Annotated in this window: 22 protein-coding genes; 15 read left to right on the top strand and 7 right to left on the bottom strand. The window is 58.6% G+C overall.

All coding sequences use genetic code 11. The features are described 5' to 3' along the window. Window positions 1-24 precede the first annotated feature (24 nt). Window positions 25-681, top strand: coding sequence for an enterobactin synthase subunit EntD (entD, locus tag AC1VYI_RS18750; RefSeq protein ID WP_134866695.1), 657 nt, complete (start codon window positions 25-27; stop codon window positions 679-681). A 114-nt stretch (window positions 682-795) separates the two neighbouring features. Here the strand turns inward: entD and betT are convergent, their stop codons facing one another. Beyond that, window positions 796-2829 (bottom strand): choline BCCT transporter BetT, encoded by a 2034-nt coding sequence (betT, locus tag AC1VYI_RS18755; protein WP_023310695.1) that lies wholly within the window; start codon window positions 2827-2829, stop codon window positions 796-798. A 128-nt stretch (window positions 2830-2957) separates the two neighbouring features. On the opposite strand from betT, the gene betI reads away from it, so the two are divergent. The 5 genes from betI to AC1VYI_RS18780 all read left to right on the top strand — a co-directional run bounded on the left by betI (window position 2958) and on the right by AC1VYI_RS18780 (window position 9467). Beyond that, window positions 2958-3545 (top strand): transcriptional regulator BetI, encoded by a 588-nt coding sequence (betI, locus tag AC1VYI_RS18760; RefSeq protein WP_023310694.1) that lies wholly within the window; start codon window positions 2958-2960, stop codon window positions 3543-3545. A 13-nt stretch (window positions 3546-3558) separates the two neighbouring features. After that, on the top strand, window positions 3559-5031 hold the full coding sequence (gene betB, locus AC1VYI_RS18765) for a betaine-aldehyde dehydrogenase (RefSeq protein WP_134866696.1): 1473 nt from the start codon (window positions 3559-3561) through the stop codon (window positions 5029-5031). Window positions 5032-5044: 13 nt separating this feature from the next. Next, window positions 5045-6724 (top strand): choline dehydrogenase, encoded by a 1680-nt coding sequence (betA, locus tag AC1VYI_RS18770; RefSeq protein ID WP_134866697.1) that lies wholly within the window; start codon window positions 5045-5047, stop codon window positions 6722-6724. A 274-nt stretch (window positions 6725-6998) separates the two neighbouring features. After that, the gene (locus AC1VYI_RS18775; protein ID WP_047174567.1) at window positions 6999-7739 is read left to right on the top strand and encodes an SDR family oxidoreductase; all 741 of its coding nucleotides are present in this window, start codon (window positions 6999-7001) and stop codon (window positions 7737-7739) included. A 33-nt stretch (window positions 7740-7772) separates the two neighbouring features. Continuing rightward, window positions 7773-9467: a thiamine pyrophosphate-binding protein gene (locus AC1VYI_RS18780; RefSeq protein ID WP_134866698.1), complete on the top strand. Its 1695-nt coding sequence runs from the start codon at window positions 7773-7775 to the stop codon at window positions 9465-9467. 33 nt (window positions 9468-9500) lie between these two features. On the opposite strand, the gene AC1VYI_RS18785 is transcribed toward AC1VYI_RS18780, so the two are convergent. After that, the gene (locus tag AC1VYI_RS18785) at window positions 9501-10199 is read right to left on the bottom strand and encodes a GNAT family N-acetyltransferase (RefSeq protein ID WP_023310689.1); all 699 of its coding nucleotides are present in this window, start codon (window positions 10197-10199) and stop codon (window positions 9501-9503) included. 201 nt (window positions 10200-10400) lie between these two features. Between AC1VYI_RS18785 and AC1VYI_RS18790 the strand changes: the two genes are divergently transcribed. From AC1VYI_RS18790 to AC1VYI_RS18810, 5 genes are all read left to right on the top strand, one after another. Beyond that, window positions 10401-11969 (top strand): ABC transporter substrate-binding protein, encoded by a 1569-nt coding sequence (locus AC1VYI_RS18790; protein ID WP_134866699.1) that lies wholly within the window; start codon window positions 10401-10403, stop codon window positions 11967-11969. A gap of 173 nt (window positions 11970-12142) precedes the next feature. After that, a complete protein-coding gene (locus AC1VYI_RS18795; protein ID WP_134866700.1) occupies window positions 12143-13156 on the top strand; it encodes an ABC transporter permease in 1014 nt (337 codons plus the stop codon). After that, a complete protein-coding gene (locus tag AC1VYI_RS18800; RefSeq protein ID WP_134866701.1) occupies window positions 13156-13989 on the top strand; it encodes an ABC transporter permease in 834 nt (277 codons plus the stop codon). Before AC1VYI_RS18795 ends, AC1VYI_RS18800 begins: the two co-directional genes overlap by 1 nt. Beyond that, window positions 13982-14818, top strand: a complete 837-nt coding sequence (locus AC1VYI_RS18805; protein WP_226483611.1) for an ABC transporter ATP-binding protein — start codon at window positions 13982-13984, stop codon at window positions 14816-14818. Before AC1VYI_RS18800 ends, AC1VYI_RS18805 begins: the two co-directional genes overlap by 8 nt. Continuing rightward, window positions 14805-15509, top strand: coding sequence for an ABC transporter ATP-binding protein (locus AC1VYI_RS18810; RefSeq protein ID WP_134866702.1), 705 nt, complete (start codon window positions 14805-14807; stop codon window positions 15507-15509). The genes AC1VYI_RS18805 and AC1VYI_RS18810 overlap by 14 nt, the downstream gene beginning before the upstream one ends. 140 nt (window positions 15510-15649) lie before the next feature. Here the strand turns inward: AC1VYI_RS18810 and AC1VYI_RS18815 are convergent, their stop codons facing one another. The 4 genes from AC1VYI_RS18815 to budA form a co-directional block, all read right to left on the bottom strand. Further along, window positions 15650-16123 (bottom strand): cold-shock protein, encoded by a 474-nt coding sequence (locus AC1VYI_RS18815; protein WP_023310683.1) that lies wholly within the window; start codon window positions 16121-16123, stop codon window positions 15650-15652. A gap of 131 nt (window positions 16124-16254) precedes the next feature. Continuing rightward, window positions 16255-17025 (bottom strand): (S)-acetoin forming diacetyl reductase, encoded by a 771-nt coding sequence (locus tag AC1VYI_RS18820; RefSeq protein WP_024906954.1) that lies wholly within the window; start codon window positions 17023-17025, stop codon window positions 16255-16257. A 20-nt stretch (window positions 17026-17045) separates the two neighbouring features. Then, window positions 17046-18725, bottom strand: a complete 1680-nt coding sequence (gene alsS, locus AC1VYI_RS18825; protein ID WP_134866703.1) for an acetolactate synthase AlsS — start codon at window positions 18723-18725, stop codon at window positions 17046-17048. A gap of 13 nt (window positions 18726-18738) precedes the next feature. After that, complete coding sequence (gene budA / locus AC1VYI_RS18830; protein WP_023310680.1) at window positions 18739-19518, bottom strand: acetolactate decarboxylase; 780 nt, start codon at window positions 19516-19518, stop codon at window positions 18739-18741. A 105-nt stretch (window positions 19519-19623) separates the two neighbouring features. Here budA and AC1VYI_RS18835 point away from each other — a divergent pair, with 105 nt between their 5' ends. The 3 genes from AC1VYI_RS18835 (at window position 19624) to AC1VYI_RS18845 (ending at window position 21339) form a co-directional block, all read left to right on the top strand. Continuing rightward, complete coding sequence (locus tag AC1VYI_RS18835; RefSeq protein WP_226483600.1) at window positions 19624-20505, top strand: LysR family transcriptional regulator; 882 nt, start codon at window positions 19624-19626, stop codon at window positions 20503-20505. A gap of 243 nt (window positions 20506-20748) precedes the next feature. Beyond that, window positions 20749-20856, top strand: coding sequence for an ash family protein (locus AC1VYI_RS18840; protein WP_157843337.1), 108 nt, complete (start codon window positions 20749-20751; stop codon window positions 20854-20856). Window positions 20857-20883: 27 nt separating this feature from the next. Beyond that, window positions 20884-21339: a hypothetical protein gene (locus AC1VYI_RS18845; protein ID WP_045356495.1), complete on the top strand. Its 456-nt coding sequence runs from the start codon at window positions 20884-20886 to the stop codon at window positions 21337-21339. A 216-nt stretch (window positions 21340-21555) separates the two neighbouring features. Here the strand turns inward: AC1VYI_RS18845 and asd are convergent, their stop codons facing one another. Next, window positions 21556-22674 (bottom strand): aspartate-semialdehyde dehydrogenase, encoded by a 1119-nt coding sequence (gene asd, locus AC1VYI_RS18850; protein WP_045356493.1) that lies wholly within the window; start codon window positions 22672-22674, stop codon window positions 21556-21558. 659 nt (window positions 22675-23333) lie between these two features. Between asd and AC1VYI_RS18855 the strand changes: the two genes are divergently transcribed. Then, a complete protein-coding gene (locus AC1VYI_RS18855) occupies window positions 23334-23726 on the top strand; it encodes an Imm63 family immunity protein (RefSeq protein WP_134866705.1) in 393 nt (130 codons plus the stop codon). The last annotated feature ends 50 nt before the right edge of the window (window positions 23727-23776 follow it).

Below are 23776 nucleotides of genomic sequence, written 5' to 3' on the forward strand. Positions count from 1 at the left end.
CCGCACAATTCTGAAGGGAAAAACATGCACACAACCCACACCACGTTCATTCTTGCCGGCCACACCGTCCACCACGTCACCTTCGCCCCCACCACCTTCACCGATGCCGATCTCCTCTGGCTCCCCCACCACGCAGAGCTTTCAAACGCCGGAAGCAAACGCAAAGCCGAGCATCTGGCAGGCCGCATCGCCGCCGCGCATGCGCTCGGAGCGATACATGAACGCGCGATCGCCGGCATCGGCCCCAGCGGCGAACCGCTCTGGCCGAAAGGGGTTTCGGGGAGCATTACCCACAGCGGCACGCAGGCGATGGCGGTTGTCGTCCCTCATCCAGATGCGCTCGTAGGTATTGATTGCGAAGCCATTCTTCCAGACCACGAAGCCCGTGAAATCCAGGACGGCATCGTTGATGCGCAGGAGGCGATATGCCTGACGCACTCGTGCTACCCCTTTGCGCTGGCGCTGACGCTGGCTTTTAGCGCCAAAGAGAGTTTGTTTAAAGCCCTCTTCCCGAAGGTAAAAATTTACATGGGGTTTGAGTGGGCGAGAGTCACTGAGTTATCGGAAAAAACAATCACGCTGGCGCTTTCGCACCCTGCTGGAGACTATCCTGAAGGTAAACGCTTCAACCTCGTCTGGCAGCATAATGATGGGAACGTGTGGACGCTGCTAAAAGTCTGATGGCGCTGCGCTTATCAGGCCTACGGTAAACCGATTTTGTAGGCCGGGTAAGGCATCGCCGCCACCCGGCTTGAGGGCGACGGCGATGCGTTTATAGGTTATTCAGCTCAAATCTCAAACATCCGGGAACATCACGCTATTCCCCGGCGCTTCCCTGTGCAGATGGATAAAGTTCAGGTGCCGTTCATACTGGTCCAGAATGTCCGTAATCACCTGCTCCTTGCTGTAGTCCATTAAATCATTCCCCTGGCTCCCTTCCAGCAGGAAGGTCTCAAGCCGGTAGTAGGTCGATTTCCCGCTGCGCGCCCGGTAGGTAAACCCGGGTACTGAATACTGCTGCGGCCAGATCTGATAAACAAAGTTCTGCTCGTCGCCCATGTGCACCAGCAGATCCAGGTGCCCCAGGGTCTCTCCCTCCTCCGGCGGCAGGTTTTTCAGCTCCACGTAGGCCCCACGCAGCTTCAGCTCCTGCGCGACCTCTTCCATCGCCGGGAAGCAGACCGTCTCCATCATCTGTTTGGTGTAGCGCGTGCCCGGGTAGTTCATCAGGCGCGAAAGGCGTTTCTTCCAGCTCAGCCTGTCCTGCGCGCCCATCGGACGCGGCGCGGTGTCGCGGCTGGCGCTGACGCGGCGGTAGTCTTCCACCTTGAGCGATTTATACAGCCCGGCCATCACGAAGAAGATGACGAAGCTGAACGGCAGGCCCATGATCACCGTGGTGTTCTGCAACGCCGAAATGCCGTTGGTCATCAGCATGCCGAGCGTCAGCAGGCCGATGGCGATGGACCAGAAGATGCGCAGCCAGTTTGGCGCGTCGCTGTTGATATCTTTGAGCTTCGAGGTGAAGTTGCCCAGCACCAGCGCGCCGGAATCTGCCGAGGTGACGTAGAACAGCAGGCCGGTGATGGTCGCCACGGAGGCGCTAAAGGTAAACGCCGGGTACTGCGCCAGCAGGCTGTAGAAGCCGCGCTCCGGGTGCGCCATCGCTTCCTGCGCGAAGGTTGCATTGCCGTGGATGATCTCGTGCAGCGCGCTGTTGCCGAAAATCGACAGCCACAGCAGGGTAAAGGTGAACGGGATAATCAGCGTGCCCATCACGAACTGGCGGATGGTGCGGCCACGCGAAATACGCGCCAGGAACAGGCCGACAAACGGCGACCACGCCACCCACCACGCCCAGAAGAACAGCGTCCAGTTGTTCATCCACTCCACCGGACGGTCGAAGGCGAAGCTGTTCAGCGTCATGCCCATAAAGCGGTTTACGTAGTCGCCCACGTTGAGCACTAAGGCATTGAGCAGGAACGAGGTATCGCCCATAAACAGCACGAACAGGATCAGGCCCAGCGCCAGCGCCACGTTCAGCTCGGAGAGCACGCGGATGCCTTTATCGACGCCCGACGTCACCGAGATGGTGGCGATAATGACGGAGAGCGCAATCAGCGCCGCTTTGGCCGCCATCGAATCCGGGATATCAAACAGCACGCTCAGCCCGTAGTTGAGCTGCACCACGCCAATCCCGAGGGTCGTCGCGATCCCAAAGATGGTGCCGATCACCGCCGCAATATCGACGCTGTGGCCAATCGGGCCGTTAATCTTTTTACCGAAGATCGGGTACAGCGCGGAGCGGATGGTGAGGGGCAAATTATAACGATAGCTAAAGTATCCGAGCGCCATGCCCATCAGGGCGTACATCGACCAGCCCGTCAGGCCGTAGTGGAACAGCGTCCAGACCATCGCCTGGCGCGCGGCCTCCATCGTCTGCCCTGCCCCTTCCGGCGGCTGCATATACTGCGTAACCGGTTCCGCCACGGAGAAGAACATCAGGTCGATGCCGATGCCCGCGGCAAACAGCATCGCGGCCCAGCTCAGCAGGCTGAACTCGGGCTTGGACTGCTCAGGCCCGAGCTTCACCGAGCCGAAGCGCGAGCAGGCAATGCAGACCACGAAGACGATATAGAGCGTCGCGGCCAGCAGGTAGTACCAGCCGAAGGTCTTCGACACCCAGTTCAGGGTGCGCCCAATCCACTCGGCAGAAAAATCACGAAAGAAGATGGTCGTCAGGGAAAACAACAAAATCAGCCCGGCGGAAGTATAAAAAACGACCGGGTTGATTTTGTCTTTTTCTCTGTCTTGTGAAAGGTCTGTCATCCAGTATCCCCACTGTTTTTGTAACTATTGAAATCCAAATCCGCAACAATTAAGACACATTTTATATTGAACGTCCAATCAAAAACCGCTTTAATGTATTACCAACGCTGATGAATGGAGTGGCAAAAATGCCCAAAGTGGGGATGCAGCCGATCCGGCGCAGGCAGCTTATCGACGCCACGCTGGAAGCAATAAATGAAGTGGGAATGCATGACGCGACGATCGCGCAGATCGCCCGTCGGGCGGGCGTTTCCACGGGGATCATCAGTCACTACTTCAAAGACAAAAACGGTCTGCTGGAAGCGACCATGCGCGACATCACCGGCCAGCTGCGCGACGCGGTTTTGAGCCGCTTACGCGCCCTGCCGGACGGCAGCGCGGAGCAGCGCCTGCAGGCAATTGTCGGCGGCAATTTTGATGAAACCCAGACCAGCGGCGCGGCAATGAAGGCCTGGCTGGCCTTCTGGGCGAGCAGCATGCACCAGCCGATGCTCTACCGCCTGCAGCAGGTGAGCAGCCGTCGTTTGTTGTCAAACCTGGTATACGAGTTCCGCCGTGAGCTGCCGCGCGAACAGGCCGAAGAGGCGGGCTACGGCCTGGCGGCGCTGATCGACGGGCTGTGGCTGCGCGCCGCGCTGAGCGGCAAGCCGCTGGATAAGATCCTGGCGCAGTCGCTCACCAGCCACTTCATCAGCCAGCATTTACCGACCGAATAACCGAGGAGAATTTATGTCCCGAATGGCAGAACAGCAGCTTTATATCAATGGTGGTTATACCTCCGCCACCAGCGGTCGCACCTTCGAGACCCTCAACCCGGCCAACGGTGAAGTTCTGGCGAGCGTACAGGCCGCCGGGAGAGAAGACGTCGATCGCGCCGTGGAAAGCGCAAAACGCGGGCAAAAAATCTGGGCGGCGATGACCGCCATGGAGCGCTCGCGCGTTCTGCGTCGCGCCGTCGATATCCTGCGCGAGCGCAACGATGAGCTGGCGAAGCTGGAAACCCTCGATACCGGTAAAGCGTATTCCGAAACCTCAACCGTCGATATCGTCACCGGCGCGGACGTGCTGGAGTACTACGCGGGGCTGATCCCGGCGCTGGAAGGCAGCCAGATCCCGCTGCGTGAGACCTCGTTCGTCTACACCCGCCGCGAGCCGCTGGGCGTGGTGGCGGGTATCGGCGCGTGGAACTACCCGATCCAGATCGCCCTGTGGAAATCCGCCCCGGCGCTGGCGGCGGGCAACGCAATGATCTTCAAGCCGAGCGAAGTGACACCGCTCACCGCCCTGAAGCTCGCAGAAATCTACACCGAAGCGGGCGTTCCGGACGGCGTGTTTAACGTCCTGCCGGGCGTGGGCGCGGAGACCGGCCAGTACCTGACCGAGCATCCGGGCATCGCGAAAGTCTCCTTCACCGGCGGCGTCGCCAGCGGCAAAAAGGTGATGGCCAACTCGGCGGCCTCGTCCCTGAAAGAGGTGACGATGGAGCTGGGCGGTAAATCCCCGCTGATTATTTTCGACGACGCCGATCTGGATCTCGCGGCAGACATCGCCATGATGGCGAACTTCTTCAGCTCCGGCCAGGTGTGCACCAACGGCACCCGCGTGTTCGTGCCCGCGAAATTCAAGGTCGCGCTTGAGCAGAAAATCGTCGAGCGCGTGGGCCGCATCCGCGCGGGCGATCTGTTCGACGAACGCACCAACTTCGGCCCGATGGTCAGCTTCCCGCACCGCGACAGCGTGCTGCGCTACATCGCCAAAGGCAAAGAGGAAGGCGCGCGCGTGCTGTGCGGCGGCGACGTGCTGAAGGGCGAAGGCTTCGACAACGGCGCGTGGGTCGCCCCGACCGTGTTCACCGACTGCACCGACGAGATGACCATCGTGCGCGAAGAGATCTTCGGCCCGGTGATGTCCATCCTCACCTATGAAAGCGAAGAAGAAGCGATCCGCCGCGCCAACGACACCGACTACGGCCTGGCGGCGGGCATCGTCACTGCCGACCTGAACCGCGCGCACGGCGCCATTCATCAGCTCGAAGCGGGCATCTGCTGGATCAACACCTGGGGTGAATCCGCCGCAGAAATGCCGGTCGGCGGCTACAAACACTCCGGCATTGGCCGCGAGAACGGCGTGATGACGCTGCAGAGCTACACCCAGGTGAAGTCCATCCAGGTTGAGATGGGTAAATTCCAGTCCATATTTTAACCGGGAGGTTTATTTGCAATTTGACTACATCATTATCGGGGCCGGCTCTGCCGGCAACGTGCTGGCAACGCGACTGACTGAAGATCCGAACACCACCGTCCTGCTGCTTGAGGCGGGCGGGCCGGACTACCGCTTTGACTTCCGCACCCAGATGCCCGCCGCGCTGGCGTTTCCGCTGCAGGGCAAGCGCTACAACTGGGCGTATGAAACCGAGCCAGAGCCTTACATGAACAACCGCCGCATGGAGTGCGGACGCGGCAAAGGGCTGGGCGGCTCGTCGCTGATCAACGGCATGTGCTACATCCGCGGTAACGCGATGGATCTCGACAACTGGGCCAAAGAATCTGGCCTTGAGCACTGGAGCTACCTCAACTGCCTGCCCTACTACCGCAAGGCAGAGACGCGCGACGTGGGGCCGAACGACTATCACGGCGGCGACGGTCCGGTGAGCGTTACTACCTCGAAACCGGGCGTGAACCCGTTGTTTGAGGCGATGGTGGAGGCGGGCGTGCAGGCGGGCTACCCGCGCACCGACGATCTCAACGGCTATCAGCAGGAAGGCTTCGGCCCGATGGACCGCACGGTCACGCCGCAGGGCCGACGCGCCAGCACCGCGCGCGGCTATCTGGACCAGGCTAAAAAGCGCCCGAACCTGACCATCCGCACCCACGCCATGACCGATCATATTATTTTCGACGGCAAGCGCGCGGTGGGCGTCGAGTGGCTGGAGGGCGAAAGCACTATCCCGTCCAGAGCGACGGCGAATAAAGAGGTGCTGCTGTGCGCAGGCGCGATTGCCTCCCCGCAGATCCTCCAGCGCTCCGGCGTGGGCAGCGCGGAGCTGCTGAAGCAGTTCGATATTCCGCTGGTGCACGACCTGCCCGGCGTGGGCGAAAACCTGCAGGATCACCTGGAGATGTACCTCCAGTACGAATGCAAAGAGCCGGTCTCCCTCTACCCTGCCCTGCAGTGGTGGAACCAGCCGAAGATTGGCGCCGAGTGGCTGTTTGGCGGCACCGGCGTGGGCGCGAGCAACCACTTCGAAGCGGGCGGTTTTATCCGCAGCCGTGAAGAGTTCGAATGGCCCAACATTCAGTACCACTTCCTGCCGGTAGCGATTAACTACAACGGCTCGAACGCGGTTAAAGAGCACGGCTTCCAGTGCCACGTTGGCTCCATGCGTTCCCCGAGCCGCGGCCACGTGCGCATCAAGTCCCGCGATCCGCACCAGCATCCGGCGATCCTGTTCAACTATATGTCTCACGAGCAGGACTGGCAGGAGTTCCGCGACGCTATCCGCATCACCCGCGAGATCATGCACCAGCCCGCGCTGGACAAATATCGCGGTCGCGAAATCAGCCCGGGTATCGAATGCCAGACCGACGAGCAGCTCGACGAGTTCGTGCGTAACCACGCCGAAACCGCCTTCCACCCGTGCGGCACCTGCAAAATGGGCTATGACGAGATGGCGGTGGTCGACGGCGAAGGCCGCGTTCACGGGCTGGAAGGGCTGCGCGTGGTGGATGCGTCGATCATGCCGCAGATCATCACCGGCAACCTGAACGCCACCACTATTATGATTAGCGAAAAAATTGCCGACGCAATCCGCGGGCGCGAGCCGCTGGCGAAGAGCACGGCGGCGTATTATGTGGCGAACGGGGCGCCGGTTCGTCAGGCACGACAGAAAGTCTAAAATCCTGCCCTCTCCTTAAAAGGAGAGGGTTTTCAATACTTCCCTTCATTACGATAATATTTTTTCGCCAGCTATAAGAAATAAATATTAGCCTGCAATTATTTTGTTTATTTAAAAGTCGATTGACACTGTTCCCGCAACTCAACTATGTTTAATCGAATGTCGCTCCACCTGAAATATACAATATATTCAAACCTGAAATTAAAGATATTCTTATTATTCTTTAATTTGTCCCTGCCTTTATTTTTGCATCACACAACAGTGAGATAAGATCATGAATAATAGTGCAAACAAAGTTGTTGTTATCACCGGTGCCAGCAGCGGTATTGGTGAGGCCATTGCCCTTCATCTGGCAAATAAACCTTTTTCTCTGGTGCTGGTTGCCCGTCGTCTGGAGAGAATTAACGCCCTGGTGGATCGCATTATTCAGCAGGGCGGCCAGGCGATTGCCGTGAAGGCAGACGTGACCCGACAGGAGGAGGTTCAGCGCGCGATTGACGCTGCCGTTGCCGCATACCAGCGCGTCGACGTACTGATCAACAACGCGGGCTTTATGGCGATTGCCCCCCTCAGCGAGCTGAAAACCGACGAGTGGGACCGGATGATCGATACCAATGTCAAAGGCGTGCTGTACGGTATCGCAGCGGCATTCCCGGTATTCCAGCGCCAGGGGAGCGGACACTTTATTAACGTGGCCTCCGTGGCGGGTATCAAGGTCCTTGCCCCCGGCGGCGTGGTGTACAGCGCCACGAAATTCGCCGTCCGCGCCCTGAGTGAAGGCTTACGTCAGGAAGCGGGGAAAACCGTTCGGACGACCCTTATTTCCCCCGGCGCCGTTGAAAGCGAGCTGCAGTTTGGCAGCTCTGATGCCCCGAGCAAACAGTTCCTGCATGAATTTTATAAGCAGGCTATTCCGGCAGAGTCGATTGCCAGAGCCGTATTATTTGCTATCGAACAGCCTGGCGACGTTGATGTAAATGAAATAATTGTCCGTCCTACGCAGGAAGACTTTTAGCATGAGTTAAATAACGCTGAATGAGGTGTCATTATGATTAAATCATTAACGTCCATATCAGATTTAAATATGCGATCGGGTGCCGACATTCTCCTTGAAGTGCTGGAGAGTGAAGGTGTGGAATATATTTTTGGCAACCCCGGCACCACCGAACTCCCGCTCATTGATGCCCTTCTTCGCCATGAAAATATTCACTATATTCTGGCACTCCAGGAGAGCAGCGTGGTCGCCATTGCCGACGGCTACGCGAAAGCCTCCGGCAAGACCGGTTTTATCAATTTGCATACCGCCAGCGGTCTTGGGCACGGCATGGGGAATCTCATTAATTCGCGGATCATGAAAACGCCGCTGGTTGTCACCGTCGGGCAGCAGGATACCCGGCACTACGTGCGCGACCCGCTCCTGTACGATGACATTGTCTCCATTGGCTCGCCGGTGGTGAAATGGGCGCAGGAGGTCACCAGCGCCGATCAGCTCCCGGTGCTGGTGCGTCGCGCATTTCACGCCGCCAGCTATCCTCCGGCCGGCCCGGTTCTGCTTTCGCTTCCGATGAACGTCATGGAAGAGCTCAGCGACGCCGGGATACAAACGGCCTCTAAAGTGAACTACCACACCGTGGCGGGCTCGCTGGACGAACTGGCGCAGGCGCTCAGCGAAGTTACCCCCGGCAGGATCATGATTGTGGCGGGGGATGAAGTTCACTCCAGCGGCTCGACGCAGGAGATTGTCCAGCTTGCTGAAGCGCTAGGCGCCCACGTCTACGGCTCCTCCTGGCCGTTGAATTTGCCCTTCCCCACGCAGCACGCGCTCTGGCGAGGCAATATGCCCACCACCGCAAATGAAATCGCCAGCGTCGTTAATGCCTACGATGCGGTGTTTATCATCGGCGGCAGAAGCCTGATTACCATTTTGTATAGCGAGGGCGAGGCCATTCCGGAAACCTGCGCGGTGTATCAGCTCTCGGCGGATATGAACGAACTTGGCCGCACCTACGCCACCCGCCTCTCGGTGATGGGGGATATAAAACTCTCCCTGAAGGAACTGCTGCCGAAGCTTGAGCAGCGCCGGGTGGCAAGCAAATTGACGCATCAGCGGCTGCTCAAAGCGGCACGCGCTGAACGTGAAAAAGAGTGGCAACTGCAGGAAGAGCGTCTGGCAGCCGAGCGGCTGCGCCCGGCGATTTCGCCGATGGTCGCGGCCTACGAGGTGATAAAGTCCGTTCCACCTGGCACCACGATTGTCGACGAGGCGATTGCAACGGCCAGACACGTTCGCCGGTTTATCTCCGACCAGCAGCACCCGCGCTACTACTTTATGCGCGGCGGCGGTCTGGGCTGGGGAATGCCTGCAGCAGTAGGGCACTCGCTGGGGCTGGGACGCGAGCCGGTAGTGTGTCTGGTTGGCGACGGCGCCTCCCTGTACTCGCCGCAGGCGCTCTGGACGGCGGCGCACGAAAATCTGCCCGTCACCTTTATCGTGATGAATAACCTGGAGTACAACATCCTGAAAAACTTCATGAAAGGACAGCCGGGCTACAGTTCGACAAAGCTGGATCGCTTTATCGGGATGGATCTAATTAACCCGCGAATTGATTTCCAGTCGCTGGGCGCCGCGATGGGTATCCGCTGCTGCCGGGTGACCCAGGCCGCGGATATCGCCACGGCGGTGACGCAGGGGCTACAGTCCGGAAAAACGAATTTGATCGAAATTGCCATTTCCGCAGATTGATCGACCGTTTCAGATGTACCCTACATAAAACACTTATAACCGAAACGCCTCAAGCCGCTTAATCTGCCGCCCTTCCCCGTCAAAATTCTCCGCCGCCAGCCAGGCGCGCAGCTCGGCGTCTCTTTGCGGCCACTCGCCGTCAATAATAGAAAGCATATCGCTGTCGCGGTTGCGCCCTTTGCGCACCAGCTTCTGGCGCAGGCGTCCTTCCCAGACAAACCCCAGCCGCTCCGCCGCGCTGCGCGACGCAATGTTCATGGAATCGCACTTCCACTCGACGCGCCGGTAGCCGTGCTCAAACGCATTTTTCAGCAGCAGCCACACCGTTTCGGTGCCCATCCGGGTTCCTTTCATCCTGCGCGACCAGGTCACGTGACCAATTTCCACCGACCCCAGCAGCCGCTCGTTAGCCATATAGCTCACCAGCCCCACCGCGCGTTCGGTGCGTAAATCAATGACGGCAAACGGCACCAGCTCATCGTCCATCACCTTAGCCACGATCCAGTGGGCGGTGGCTTCCACGCTCGCTGGCTGCGTGCTGGCAAGCCACGTCCAGTCGCTGTCGTCGCCCAGCGCGTAGGCCTCATAGAGATCGGCCGCGTGGCGATCGGCATCCAGCGGCTCCAGGCGGCAATACTGGCCGAACAGCGGCGTGCGGGTTAATACGCGCGCGCCTCTCCAGTCCGGAACGATATCGTTAACGGTTTGACCATGTTGATTGATTTCGGGCACGGCGGTGACTCCCTGAAAGGTAAGGAGTTTGTTATAGCAGGTTAAAAAGCGGGCGAAAAGCAGCGTATTTTAATAGCCCGAGCGCATGCGATATTCCCGCAAGATATAAGCAAAGCTGAATTTCGACTTTGCGGAATGTCAGAGTCGACCTAACGTAGCGGAGCATAAAACAATCACAATATATTCTTCTCAGGGATCGCTATGACGAAAAAACTGTTGCCGTTACTGGTGCTGGCTGCGCTCTCAGGCGTTGTCCACGCCGCTACTCCGCCCAACACGCTGGTTGTTGCCCAGGGGCTGGATGACATCGTGAGCCTCGACCCGGCCGAAGCCAACGAGCTTTCCAGCATCCAGACCGTGCCGAGCCTGTATCAGCGTCTGGTACAGCCGGACCGCGATAACCCGGAAAAAATCACCCCGATTCTGGCAGAAAGCTGGGAAGCGGACGCGGCAGCAAAAACGCTGACGATCAAACTTAAGCCCGATGCCAGATTCGCCTCCGGCAACCCGCTGCGCCCGGAAGACGTGATTTTCTCTTACACCCGCGCCGTGACGCTGAACAAATCCCCGGCCTTTATTCTGAACGTGCTGGGCTGGGACGCGAGTAACATCGCCAGCCAGCTGAAAAAGGTGGACGACCATACCCTCCAGCTTCACTGGACGGCGGACGTTAGCCCGTCGGTGGCGCTGAATATTCTCTCCACGCCGATTGCCTCCATCGTCGATGAAAAGCAGGTTGCGGCAAACGTGAAGGATAAAGACTTCGGCAACGCGTGGCTGAAAATGCACTCCGCGGGCAGCGGCGCGTTCAAAATGCGCGTCTATCAGCCGCATCAGGCCATCGTGCTGGAAGCTAACGAATCGGCACCCGGCGGCGCGCCGAAGCTCAAAAGCATCATCATTAAAAACGTCCCCGATCCGGCCTCACGCCGCCTGCTGATCCAGCAGGGTGATGCGGACGTGGCGCGCGATCTCGGAGCAGATCAGATAAGCGCCCTGGACGGCAAGCCGGGCGTTAAGGTGCTGAGCATTCCGTCCGCCAAGCAAAATTACCTGGTGTTTAACACCGGCAACAGCGCCAACCCGCTGCTGAACAACCCGGCGTTCTGGGAAGCCTCGCGCTGGCTGGTCGATTATGAAGGCATCACCAAAAATCTGCTGAAAGGCCAGTACTTTGTTCATCAGAGCTTCCTGCCGGTCGGCCTGCCGGGCGCGCTGGAAGACAACCCGTTTAAGTTTGACCCGGCAAAAGCGAAAGCCATTCTCGCCAAAGCGGGTATTAAAGACGCGCACTTCACGCTGGACGTGGAGAACAAGCCGCCGTTTATCACCATCGCCCAGTCGATGCAGGCGAGCTTTGCTCAGGGTGGCGTGAAGGTCGATTTGCTGCCTGCCGCCGGGAGCCAGGTCTATGCCCGCGTGCGCGCAAAGCAGCATCAGGCGGCGATTCGTCTGTGGATCCCGGACTACTTCGACGCGCACTCTAACGCCAGCGCCTTCGCGTGGAACGACGGTAAATCCAGCACCGTGGCCGGGCTGAACGGCTGGAAAATCCCGGAGCTGAACAAAGCCACGCTGGCGGCGGTAGCCGAGCCGGATCCGGCGAAGCGTCTGGATCTTTACAAGAAGATGCAGGAGCAGCTGCAGCAGAATTCGCCGTACGTATTTGTCGATCAGGGTAAAACCCAGATCGTGGTGCGCGATAACGTGAAGGGGTATCAGCAGGGGCTGAACGCGGATATGGTCTGGTACGACCGCGTCACGAAGTAGCCCTTCTCTTTCTCCCGTGGGATAGGGTTGGGGTGAGGGCAACATCGCGCAACAGAGCCGCCTGTTTCCCCTCACCCCGCCCTCTCCCAAGGGAGAGGGGGCCGTCCGTGCTTATTTTCAGTTTTTGTAGGCCGGGTAAGGTGAAGCCGCCACCCGGCATGAAGAGATTTCCCATGCCACATCTTTCCACCCGCGTGCTTCAGGGTCTGCTGACCCTGCTGCTCACGCTCTTCGGGCTGCTGCTCGTCACGTTTGCGCTCTCGGCGTTTTCACCTGTCGATCGCGTGCTGCAGATCGTCGGCGATCACGCCAGCCAGTCAACCTACGATCAGGTTCGCCACCAGCTTGGGCTGGATCGTCCCCTGCTCGTGCAGTTCTGGCACTACCTGCAAAACCTTGCCCACGGTGATTTAGGCACCGCCAGCGCCACCGGGCAGCCGGTGCTGCAGGACCTGCTGCACGCGTTCCCCGCCACGCTGGAGCTGGCCACGCTGGCGTTAATCATCGGCGCCGTGCTCGGCGTGATTGCCGGAGTGCTGTGCGCCCGCTACGCCGGTTCGCCGCTCGATCTCGCCATCAGAACCCTCACCCTGCTCGGCAACTCGGTACCGATTTTCTGGCTCGGCCTGCTGATGCTGGCCCTGTTCTACGCGAAGCTGCAGTGGAGCGCGGGTCCCGGCAGGCTGGACGATATCTGGCAGTTCACCGTCGAGCCGCGTACCGGCTTTGCGCTGGTGGATACCTGGCTTTCCGGCGACCGCGAGGCGTTCCGCAACGCCCTCAGCCACCTGGTGCTGCCGGTGCTGCTGCTGGCCTATTACTCGCTGGCGAGCATCACGCGTCTGACGCGTTCCGCCTGCCTGAGCGAAATGAACAAAGAGTACATCCTGCTTGCCCGCGCCAAGGGCGCCGGGGAGATGACCATTCTGCTGCGCCACGTGCTGCCGAACATTCGCGGTACCCTGCTGACGGTAATCGCTCTCGCCTACACCAGCATGCTGGAAGGTGCGGTATTAACCGAAACCGTCTTCTCCTGGCCGGGGATCGGGCGCTACCTCACCACCGCCCTGTTCGCCGGAGATACCACCGCCGTCATGGGCGGCACGCTGCTGATTGGCGTCTGCTTTGTACTCATTAATAACCTTACCGACCTGCTTGTGCGGGCGACCGATCCCAGGGTGCGCTGATGCCGTTTTATCTCTTCTTACGCCGCCTGCGCCGCTCCCCTGCCGCATTTTGCGGGCTGGTAGCCATCGCGCTGCTGGGGGTTATTGCCCTGTTCGCTCCCTGGCTGGCACCGCTTGATCCGAACTGGCAGGACGCCGCCGCGCGCCTGCAGGCACCGAACGGCCAGCACTGGCTGGGCACCGACAGCTACGGGCGCGACCTGCTTTCGCGCCTGATTTACGGTACCCGCCCGGCGCTCGGGCTGGTGGCGTTAGTCACCGTAATCACCCTGCCCGCCGGGCTGCTGGTGGGGATTTTGTCCGGCTACTACGGCGGCTGGCTGGAGCGCATCCTGATGCGTTTTACCGACGTGGTAATGTCGATGCCGCGTCTGATCCTCGCCTTCGCGTTTGTGGCGATGCTTGGCCCGGGGCTGGTCAACGGCGCGCTGGCGCTGGCCTTAACCACCTGGCCTGCCTACGCGCGGCAGGCGCGGAGCGAGATCCAGCGTCTGCGCCACAGCGACTACCTCGCCGCCGCCGAGATGATGGGCATTCGCGGCCCGCGCCTGCTGGTCGGCCATATTCTGCCCCTGTGCCTGCCGTCCGCGATTGTGCGGCTGGCGCTGGATCTTGCGGGGATTATTCTGGCGGCCGCCGGGCTGGGCTTCCTCGGTCTTGGCGCGCGTCCGCCGATGGCCGAATGGGGCGCGATGATTGCCGACGGCATGCAGGTGATTTTCGACCAGTGGTGGATAGCCGCCATTCCGGGCGGGGCGATTCTGTTTGCCAGCCTGGCCTTTAACCTGCTGGGCGACGGCCTGCGCGACGTACTGGAGCCGCAGCATGACTGAACAACGCGTCATCGTCGATGCGCTGAATATCGACTACCCCGCCGCGCGCGTGGTCAACAACCTCAGCTTCACGCTGGGCAACGAGCGGCTGGCGCTGGTGGGGGAATCCGGCTCGGGCAAATCAATGTCCGCCCGCGCCCTGATGGGGCTGGTGCGTAAGCCCGGCATCGTGAGCGCGAACCGGCTTAACGTGCTCGGCAACGACCTGCTGACCCTGAGCACCCGCCGCTGGCAGGCGCTGCGCGGCAACGGGATTGCGATGGTCCTGCAGGACCCGCGCTACGCGCTGAATCCGGCGCAAAACGTCGCCGCTCAGCTTGATGAGGCGCTGACCCTGCACCAGCGCCTGCCCCGCGCCGAGCACCTGGCGCGCATTTACGACATCATCCGCGCCGTCGGACTCAACGAACATGTCCTCCAGCGTTATCCCGGCGAACTCTCCGGGGGCATGGGCCAGCGGGTGATGATCGCGATTGCGCTGATCAACAACCCGCAGGTGCTGATTGCCGACGAACCCACCTCCGCGCTGGACGCCCGCCTGCGCAATCAGATCCTCGAGCTGCTGGTGCAGCAGAGCGAAGAACGCCAGATGGCGATGCTGCTCATCAGCCACGATCTGCCGCTGGTGGCGGAACACTGCGACCGCGTGCTGGTGATGTATCAGGGCGAAAAGGTCGATGAGATGGCGGCGAACAGGCTTCCGCAGGCGACGCACCCGTATACGCGCACCCTGTGGACCTGCCGTCCAAACGCGAGCACCTTCGGCCAGATGCTGCCGACGCTGGACCGCTCGCAGCCGTGGAAGGAGGCCGATAATGGCGCTCGTTGAGGTTAACGATCTCCAGGTGAGATTCGGGGAGAAAACGGCGGTGTCCGCCGCCAGCTTTGGCATCGAGAAAGGCGAAACCTTCAGCCTGATCGGCGAATCCGGCTGCGGGAAATCGACTATTCTGCGCGTGCTGGCGGGGCTGCAGCGCGAGTGGAACGGCCGCATTTCGATCCTGGGAGAGGCGCTACGGCCAGGACGGCGTTTTGAAGGCGAGCTTCGCCGCAACGTGCAGATGGTGTTTCAGGATCCGTGGGCGTCGCTGCACCCAAACCACACCGTTGCGCGCACCCTGTCGGAGCCGTTAAACATCCACGGCGAAACGCAGGTTGCGGAAAAGGTGGCGGATGCGCTGCAGCAGGTCGGGCTTTCCGCCGACGCGGGTAAACGTTACCCGCACCAGCTTTCCGGCGGCCAGCGCCAGCGCGTGGCGATTGCACGTGCGCTGCTGCTGCGCCCGCAGCTTCTGCTGCTGGACGAGCCGACTTCGGCGCTGGATATGTCCGTGCAGGCGGAAATTTTGAACCTGCTCAACCGCCTGAAGGCCGAGCACGGCATGACCTACCTGCTGGTGAGCCACGACGCGGACGTGATTGCGCATATGTCCGACCGGGCGGCGTTTATGGCGCACGGGGAGATCCAGAGGGTGTTTGACCGCGAGGCGATGTTACGGGGTGAGCACAGGATGGGGTAAGTGCGCGCGGCGGTGCCCGGTGGCGCTGCGCTTACCGGGCCTACGTTTCGTGCCGCGTAGATATGTTTCGTATATGCCCGGCGGCGAGCGCCGCGCGGGTTTTGCAAGCCGGGTAAGCGTCGCCGCCACCCGGCAAAACGTTACTTCAGCAGCTTCACCGTGGCGTCGATGTCGATCTCATCTTCGGTGAAGATCAGCGTCGTATTCTGGAAAGTGGTGATCGCCAGCTTCTTCACCGTGCGCATTTCGCCCGGCTTTTTCTCGGATTTCGGCTTGATGCTGTTCATCAGCAGCCCCACCGACAGCACCGCGTTCTCTTTGTCGATTTTGGTATCAGCCGGCTCTTCTTCGTTAAACACCACGAAGGATTTGATCGAGGAGAGCTTCACGCGCTCGCCAGCAATAAAGAGATGTTTGCTTTCGGGGATCACCTTCACCGCATAGGCGGAAAGTCCTTTGTTGTTGGTGGTCGGCTCGAAGGTCACCGCGGCATCTTTCTTAATCAGATCGGGGTTCGCGACCTTAATCACATGAAAATAGCGGTTGTCGCCGTTTTCATCTTTGATAAATCCAAAGCCTTTATCTTTAAACCACGTTGTGATTGTACCGTTCATCGCTGTTACCGCCTGTCAGATCGTAATGACTAAAGTTTTGCAGCGCGCAGTGTAATGCACAATGACGGAGGAGACAAAAAAAAGCCCCTGCACGGGTGCAGGGGAAAACTCATGTCAGAGCTTATTAGAATTTAATTAAACACCATCCCACCATCGATGAGCAGAGACTGGCCGGTCATGTAGTCGGAGTCCGGGCCTGCCAGGTATGAAACGCAGGCGGCGACATCTTCCGGCTCGGACAGGCGGCCAAGCGTAATGCGTTTGGCAAAGGTTTCGGTCCCGTAGCCGAGCGGTTTACCCGCCGCCTCGGAGACCTGACGGTCGATTTCCGCCCACATCGGCGTTTTGACGATGCCCGGGCAGTAGGCGTTAACGGTGATCCCCAGCGGCGCGAGATCCCGTGCCGCGGTCTGGGTTAAGCCGCGCACCGCGAACTTGCTGGAACTGTAGACCGCCAGTTCAGGGTTGCCGGTGTGGCCCGCCTGGGAGCAGGCGTTGATGATCTTGCCGCCGTGCCCCTCTTTGCGAAACGCGTCAATCGCGGCCTGGATCCCCCAGATCACCCCTTTCACGTTGATGTTGTAAACCTTGTCGACAATGTCCGGCGTGATGGATTCGATGGGGGTAGACGGCGCAATCCCGGCGTTATTCACGATAACGTTAAAGCCGCCCAGCGCGGTGCGCGCTTTCTCCACCGCCGCAAACACCTGTTCGCGGTCAGAGACATCGACCTTCACGGCGACGGCGTTGCCGCCGTTACGGATGATTTCATCGGCGACGGCTCTGGCCGTCTCAACGTTGTAGTCGGCGATGGCGACGGCAAAACCGTCTTTCACCAGGCGAAGCGCGATCGCTTTACCAATCCCCTGGCCTGAGCCTGTTACGAGAGCAACTTTTTGCATTTCTCTGTCCTTATCGTGAGTCACAAAATCTGGCTGAGATGGAGCTGGCCCATCAGCAGCGGGTTATCGCTGTAGTCGACGGGAATGGCCACCACGGCCGGGCCATCCACATCCATCGCCGCACGCAGCGTCGGCTCAAGCGCCTCGGCGCTCTCCACGGCAAAGCCTTTCGCACCGAAGGCGTCGGCATACGCTTTGAAATCGACCGGGCCGAACTCGACGCCGGAAAGACGCTGGTATTTTTTCTCTTCCTGAATGGCAACCATGTTGTAGCCGTTATCCACCCAGATGATGTGCAGCACGTTAGCGTTGAGGCGCACCGCGGTTTCCAGCTCCATGCTTGACTGCAGGAAGCCGCCGTCACCGGAGACTGAAACCACCTTGCGGCCCGGGTTCACCAGCCACGCGCCAATCGCCCACGGCAGAGCAACGCCCATGGTCTGCTGACCGTTGGAGATCATCACCTGACGCGCCCGGAAGCTGTAGAGGTAGCGGGCGATCCAGATGTGGAAGCTGCCCATATCAACGGTGAGCGTCACGTCGTTATTCACGATATCCTGCATGGCCCGCACGATGCGCAGCGGGTGCAGGGCAAACTGGTTGAGCGAGGCGCCGCGGCGGTCGAGCAGATCGCGCTGATGCTGGCGATCGACCAGAATTTCGGAGGCCCGCTGGCTCAGCTCGAGCTTACGATCGATACGGTTAGCGAGCAGGTTCAGCGTTTCGGCGATGTCCCCCACCAGCTCCAGATCCGGCACGTAGTTACGCTCTTCATAGGCAGGCAGCACATCGATGTGCACCAGCGTAGCGTCGCCGCTGTTCCACATGGACGGCTCGTACTCCACCGGGCTGTAGCCGATGCAGATAATCAGGTCCGCCAGATGCAGCAGCCGATCGCCCGCCTGGTTATTGAACAGGCCGACGCGGCCGGCGAAGCGGGTGAAGTGTTCCTGGTTTACCGCCCCGGCGGCCTGATAGGTGCTGGTCACCGGAATGCGGCTTTTTTCCAGCAGCTTGCGCAGCGCGGCGCTGTTCGCGGGCTGGCTGGCCATCAGGCCGAGCAAGATGACCGGGTTTTTGGCGTTTTCGATAAGCTTCGCCACGTCGTTAATCGCTGACTCCGGTGCCGGGCCCATCAGCGCCGGGCCGCTGGCGGGTAAAATGCCCCCCGTCGCGGGCTGGTCGACGATATCCTGCGGCAGGCTGACGAACGCGCCCCCCGGCCTGCCGTGCTCGGCGGCGCGAAACGCGTTGGAAACCACCTCGGCAATCGCGTCCGGTGAACTGACCTCCACGGCGTATTTGGTGACCGGGCTGAACATGGCGACGGTGTCCATGCTCTGGTGTACCAGCTTGGCTTTATCCGCCCGCTTCACCGCCCCGCCCAGCGCCACCACCGGGTCGCCTTCGCTGTTGGCGGTGGCGATGCCGGTGATCAGGTTAGAACAGCCCGGCCCGGAGGTGACCAGCGCTACCCCGGCCTTGCCGGTCAGACGCCCTACCGCCGCCGCCATAAACGCCGCGTTCGCTTCGTGGCGCACCGGAATAATCTCGATGGAGGAGTCCAGCAGGGAGTCAAAGACCTTGTCGATTTTCGCACCCGGGATCCCAAACACCTGCTTCACGCCCTGCGCTTCCAGCTGGCCGATAACCATATCGGCGCCGTGCGCCCACTGACGTGACTGTTTCTCACTGTTCACGGTAGTTCTCCTGTTAGTTTTCGACGGAACGGATCGCTGCATCAAGATTGCTGGGGTGAAGGTTGGCCTGTAAGAACGCGCTGTCGGCGGGCAGGTCAATCATCAGCTTGTGAATTTCGCCGAAGGTGAGTACGCCGCTCTCCAGCTGGTAGTCGAGCAGATGACCCCCGCCCTGACGGTCGTCGGTGATGAAATGCTCGTGATAGCCGGCCACGTTAATGCCCTGCATGTGTTGCGGCGTGCGGAACCCGACCAGCACCCCTTCGCGCTGGTTAAAGCGGAACACCGGCTGGTCGTCGAGCACGTCGGTCATCGCGCGGTACGGCGGCTTCTGGCGCGGTACGGTGCGGGTGTGGGCGTGACGGAAGTTGCCGTCGATGCGCAGCGCGCAGAACAGGTTATCGGAGGGGATCTGCTGGTCGATGACGTCGTGGATCTGCTGACGGCTGACCGGCGCATCGAAGGTTTTGCGGTACTGCGGCTGGAACCAGGTCATCACCGCGAACGGCGTTTTCTGCTCCGGCTTCGCGGCCCGGGCGCTGCCGTCGGCGCGCAGCTGGTACACCTGGCTGCTGAAGGCAATCATTTCACCGTCCAGCTCGTTGAAGGTGCCCAGTCCAAAATCACCGTGTGCCAGCAGATCGGCGATGGTGGTCTCTCCTTCGTACACGCCGCTTAGCAGGGCGCTCATTAGCGATGTCTGGTAGATCACGCTGTCAGGATGCTGGGCGGAGAACCCGCGCAGGGTCTCGCACAGGCTTGCCTCACAGTCGCAGGCAGATGAATGCATCATCGTGCTCGTCCTCTTCAACTTTATTTAGAAAGGTTAAATAAATGTTGACCCGATTCAGCAGAGAGTTCCAATATAGAAACCATGCTGGTTTGAGACGTTTTAGATATGGAACTTCGTTATCTGCGGTATTTTGTCGCGGTTGCACGCGAGCGACACTTCACCAGGGCGGCCGAAGCGCTGGGTATTTCACAGCCTCCTCTGAGTCAGCAGATCAAACGGCTCGAAGAGGAAGTCGGCACGCCGCTGTTCAGACGCCTGACGCGGGGCGTAGAGCTGACCGAGGCGGGAGAAGCCTTCTACGAGGACGCCTGCAAGATCCTGGCGCTGAGCGACGCCGCGCTGGAAAAAGCCCGCGGCATCGCGCGCGGGCTGAACGGCAACCTGTCGATTGGCATTACCAGCTCCGACGCATTTCATCCCAAAATTTTCGCGCTGATCCGCCAGTTTCAGGTGCAGAACATGGCGGTGCAGGTTCACCAGGTGGAAGCCAATATGTCGTCGCTGACGACGATGCTGGCGGAGGGTGAACTGGATATCGCCTTCGTGCGCCTGCCCTGCGAGAGCAGCAAGGCGTTCGAGTTAAAAATCCTCGACCGGGAGCCGATGGTGGTGGCGCTGCATCGCGAGCATCCGCTGGCGGCGTGCGATTCGCTGGCGCTAGAGCAGCTTCGGGATACGCCGGTGGTGCTGTTCCCGCAGGAGGTCGCGCCGGGGCTGTACGAACGGGTTCACGGCTGCTGCGAGCGGGCCGGAATTGACGTGCAGCACGCGCTGCAGTCGTCGCAGCTTTCCTCCTCCCTGAGCATGGTTTCCGCGGGCGGCGGCTTCGCGCTGGTGCCCAAATCCATGGCGGCCATTTCACCGCCGAATGTCACCTATCACGCGCTGAGTTCGCCGGAGCTCTATACCGATATCGCGCTCTGCTGGCGACGTTTTGAACGTTCGCGAACGGTGAAGCGGTTTTTGACGATGATGAGCGAGGGGTAGCGGTCGGTTTGGTTGGTGGTTGTTGTAGGCCGGGTAAGGCGTCGCCGCCACCCGGCAATACCCTTCTGGAAGCCGCCTCGCAAACCTGCAAGCAACCTTATGTAATTCAGGGGCATCCCTTTTCATCCTTTCTTCACGGTCGTAAAGTGACTGCGTTGCGGCACATCCGTAACCGGGCGTAGGAACCCGTTAGCATAAAGCGATATTTTTTGTCGCGACAGCGCATATCCCGTTAGAATCACGGTGGCGCTGACGGAGCAGTCGAAAGGCTGGCCGTTTTTCTTTATGCACGGTATTCCTACCTCCGTCAGCGCTACCCCCTCTGAGCGTAGGAACTCATCGGGCGGTTAATATTTTTTTGCATAAAGAGGATGCCTTATGGCTACTATCCCTGGATTTTCTTACGCGCTTACTGAAGAAAGCGCTGTTTATCACCTTCTCCACGTACAACTTCCCGATTCTGCGGATCTCTTTGAACTGGCTGACGCCTGCACTGCGTACGTTAGCGTGCTGGTGGAAACTGACGACGCGGTGACGTTTGCCACACTCTGCAAGCGATTGCTGGCTGCGCTGAAGCGGCTGCGGGAATGCTGCGATGCCGAACTTCCAGCGTATCTGGTTGAACAATTGATTGCAGGGGAAAAGATGACCTCCTGCGTGCCGGACTGCTGGCAGGAGACGACGCTGCAAGTGGATTATGCTGTGGCGTTAACGCTGGCGGTGATGGGCGGGACACTGTCTGCGAGCGTGGCGAAAGAACTCGTCGGGCTACTGCATGATATGGTCTGGCTGCTGGCTGAGTTTGTGAAGGAGCCGTATATTACGGCGCACTGAGTTAAGTAGCAGGAGGCCGGAATGCTGCTGAGTAAGAAGTAAGATTTCGGTCTTATGCAAAGAACAACGTTGCTTGATGAATGTCCGTTAAGAGCGAAGAGCGGACGATGAAGTAAGCCATCTATGCTCATCAAATTTGCTGCGGAGCACAATATAACGCGACGCCACATAACAATAGCACCTACCGAGTAGGTGCTTTGGTCTGCATAAAATGAATCAAACTCTGCCGAGCAGAATATTTAACATACGGCGCAAAGGTTCGGCCGCGCCCCACAAGAGCTGATCACCTACCGTTAAAACCGAATAAATCGGGTCATTGTTCAGCGACATTTTCTTATAACGGCCAATGCCCACCTGGAGCGAACCGCTGATATAGGCAGGTGTCAATTTGCTGACACTCTCCTCCTTGTTATTAGGCACATAGTTAACCCAGGGATGAGCATGCGCCACTAAATCTGCAAATTCCGCTTCGCTAACTTCTCGCTTGAGCTTCAGGGTTATGGCAGCACTGTGGCAGCGGATCACGCCGACCCGTATACACAAACCGTTTACCGGGATCGTTCCGGGAGAAAGACCAAGGATTTTGTTCGTTTCTGCCTCACCCTTCCACTCTTCACGGCTGTTGCCATCGCCTAAATCGCTATCAATCCATGGAATGATGCTACCCATTAAAGGCGCGCCGAAGTTCTGAGTCGGCATTTCAGCGCTATTAATCAGTTCACTGACCTTATTGACTAACGGAAGTACTGAACCTGACGATGCCAGTTCATCGGCGGACAAATGGCTGCTTATATAGGCGCATTGCGTAATTAATTCCCGTACATACTGAGCACCGGCCCCCGATGCGGACTGATAGGTCATCACGCTCATCCATTCAATGAGATCTGCCTTTATCAGCCCGGCGAGCCCCATCAGACTAAGCGTGATCGAACAATTACCACCGACAAAGAGCTTAATACCTTCTTTGACGGCACGATCGATATGGGTGCGATTCACGGGATCGAGAATAATGCAGGCTCTTTCATCCATCCGCAGCGCTGATGCCGCATCAATCCAGTAGCCCTCCCAACCATGAGCAATCAATGCCTGATAAACCGCTTTAGTATAATCGCCGCCCTGACACGTTATTATGATGTCCATTTCCGCAAGAGCATCAATGGAGTACGCATCTTTGAGCGTATAGCTTATGCCATCGATGACAGGTCCCGCAGCCCCTACGTTGGAGGTACTGTAAAAATGCGCAGAAATGTCCTTAAAATCATTTTCATCCAGCATCCGCTGCAACAAAACAGAACCGACCATTCCTCGCCAACCGACGATGCCAACTTGCTTCATATGCTTAACCTCAACAACGTTATAAGAATGTTAATTATTTTCGAAGCTCGTTATATCTCATCCCTAAATAAAGGTCATTACGAAGTGCGCGAGATTGAGTCATTATTAAAATGTTTCATAAGGCATCAGCTTTTTTTATCCCTCCAACAGGCAAAGAACCTTATTAACTCCATGATATTCAAGTGAATTATGCTATTGGCGTCTTAAAAATATATGCATTTAAAGGATAGAATACGCATAGCTAACGTTGAAGAGGAGGCTCCCCTATGTCCGCTTCTGGCACAAATCGGACATATCATTCACAGTCACCTCATACAATGTTCGCACTCATTAAATGAGTGCCGGCATCACGAGCATATGAAAACTGCACTTCGCAAATGTTGCCACATTGTCTACCCACCAATCACACCTATAATGTTTCCAGCCCGGAAACAAGGGGCAAGGATGCACATAGTCTTAAGAGCGTCTTTCAATGCGGCAACCAGAGAATTTCCTAATCAAGCATTCGCGTGAACGAATCTCCGGAGCTTCATATGCGTGCGCTGGCGAAACGTTTTGGTTTGCCGGTGAGTGCGTTTGTGGGGAAGTGATCGAGAGCAGGCGCATTGTAACCAATCCGCGGTAATGAGTCGTTTACATACAAGAACAAAGAGCTGTTTATGAAAACAATTGAAGAACTACGAAACGAGCTTCTAAGAATAGGTGAGCTATTAGGCGGAGGGACAAGGCCAAACCATTACTTCTTTATCCCTGACCAACCCGATGGGGCTGCAACTCCCTATCTTGAAATTCATGGCAAAGAATATCATTTTATCGTCAGTGAAAGAGGCCTTGAAATACAGCGAAAAGTAACGCTCAGTGACGATGAAATTCTGTATTGGTTTGTGGAGAGTGCCGTGGCGGGGCTCGCCTCAACGTATGCAGCAAGCCATTCATCTGAACGAGAATTTAGAGAGGTTTATTTCAGAAGACAATACAGTTTAATGCTCTCTATCAAACCTGAATGGGCAACAAGAAAGCGCAAAGAAATCACTGAACTTCTCCATTCGTAAAGAAGCGAACGTGGTTAACCCAACCGGCTCGTTACACTTACTTCCCTGTT

The organism is Enterobacter sp. QK-SA4 (assembly GCF_056856775.1).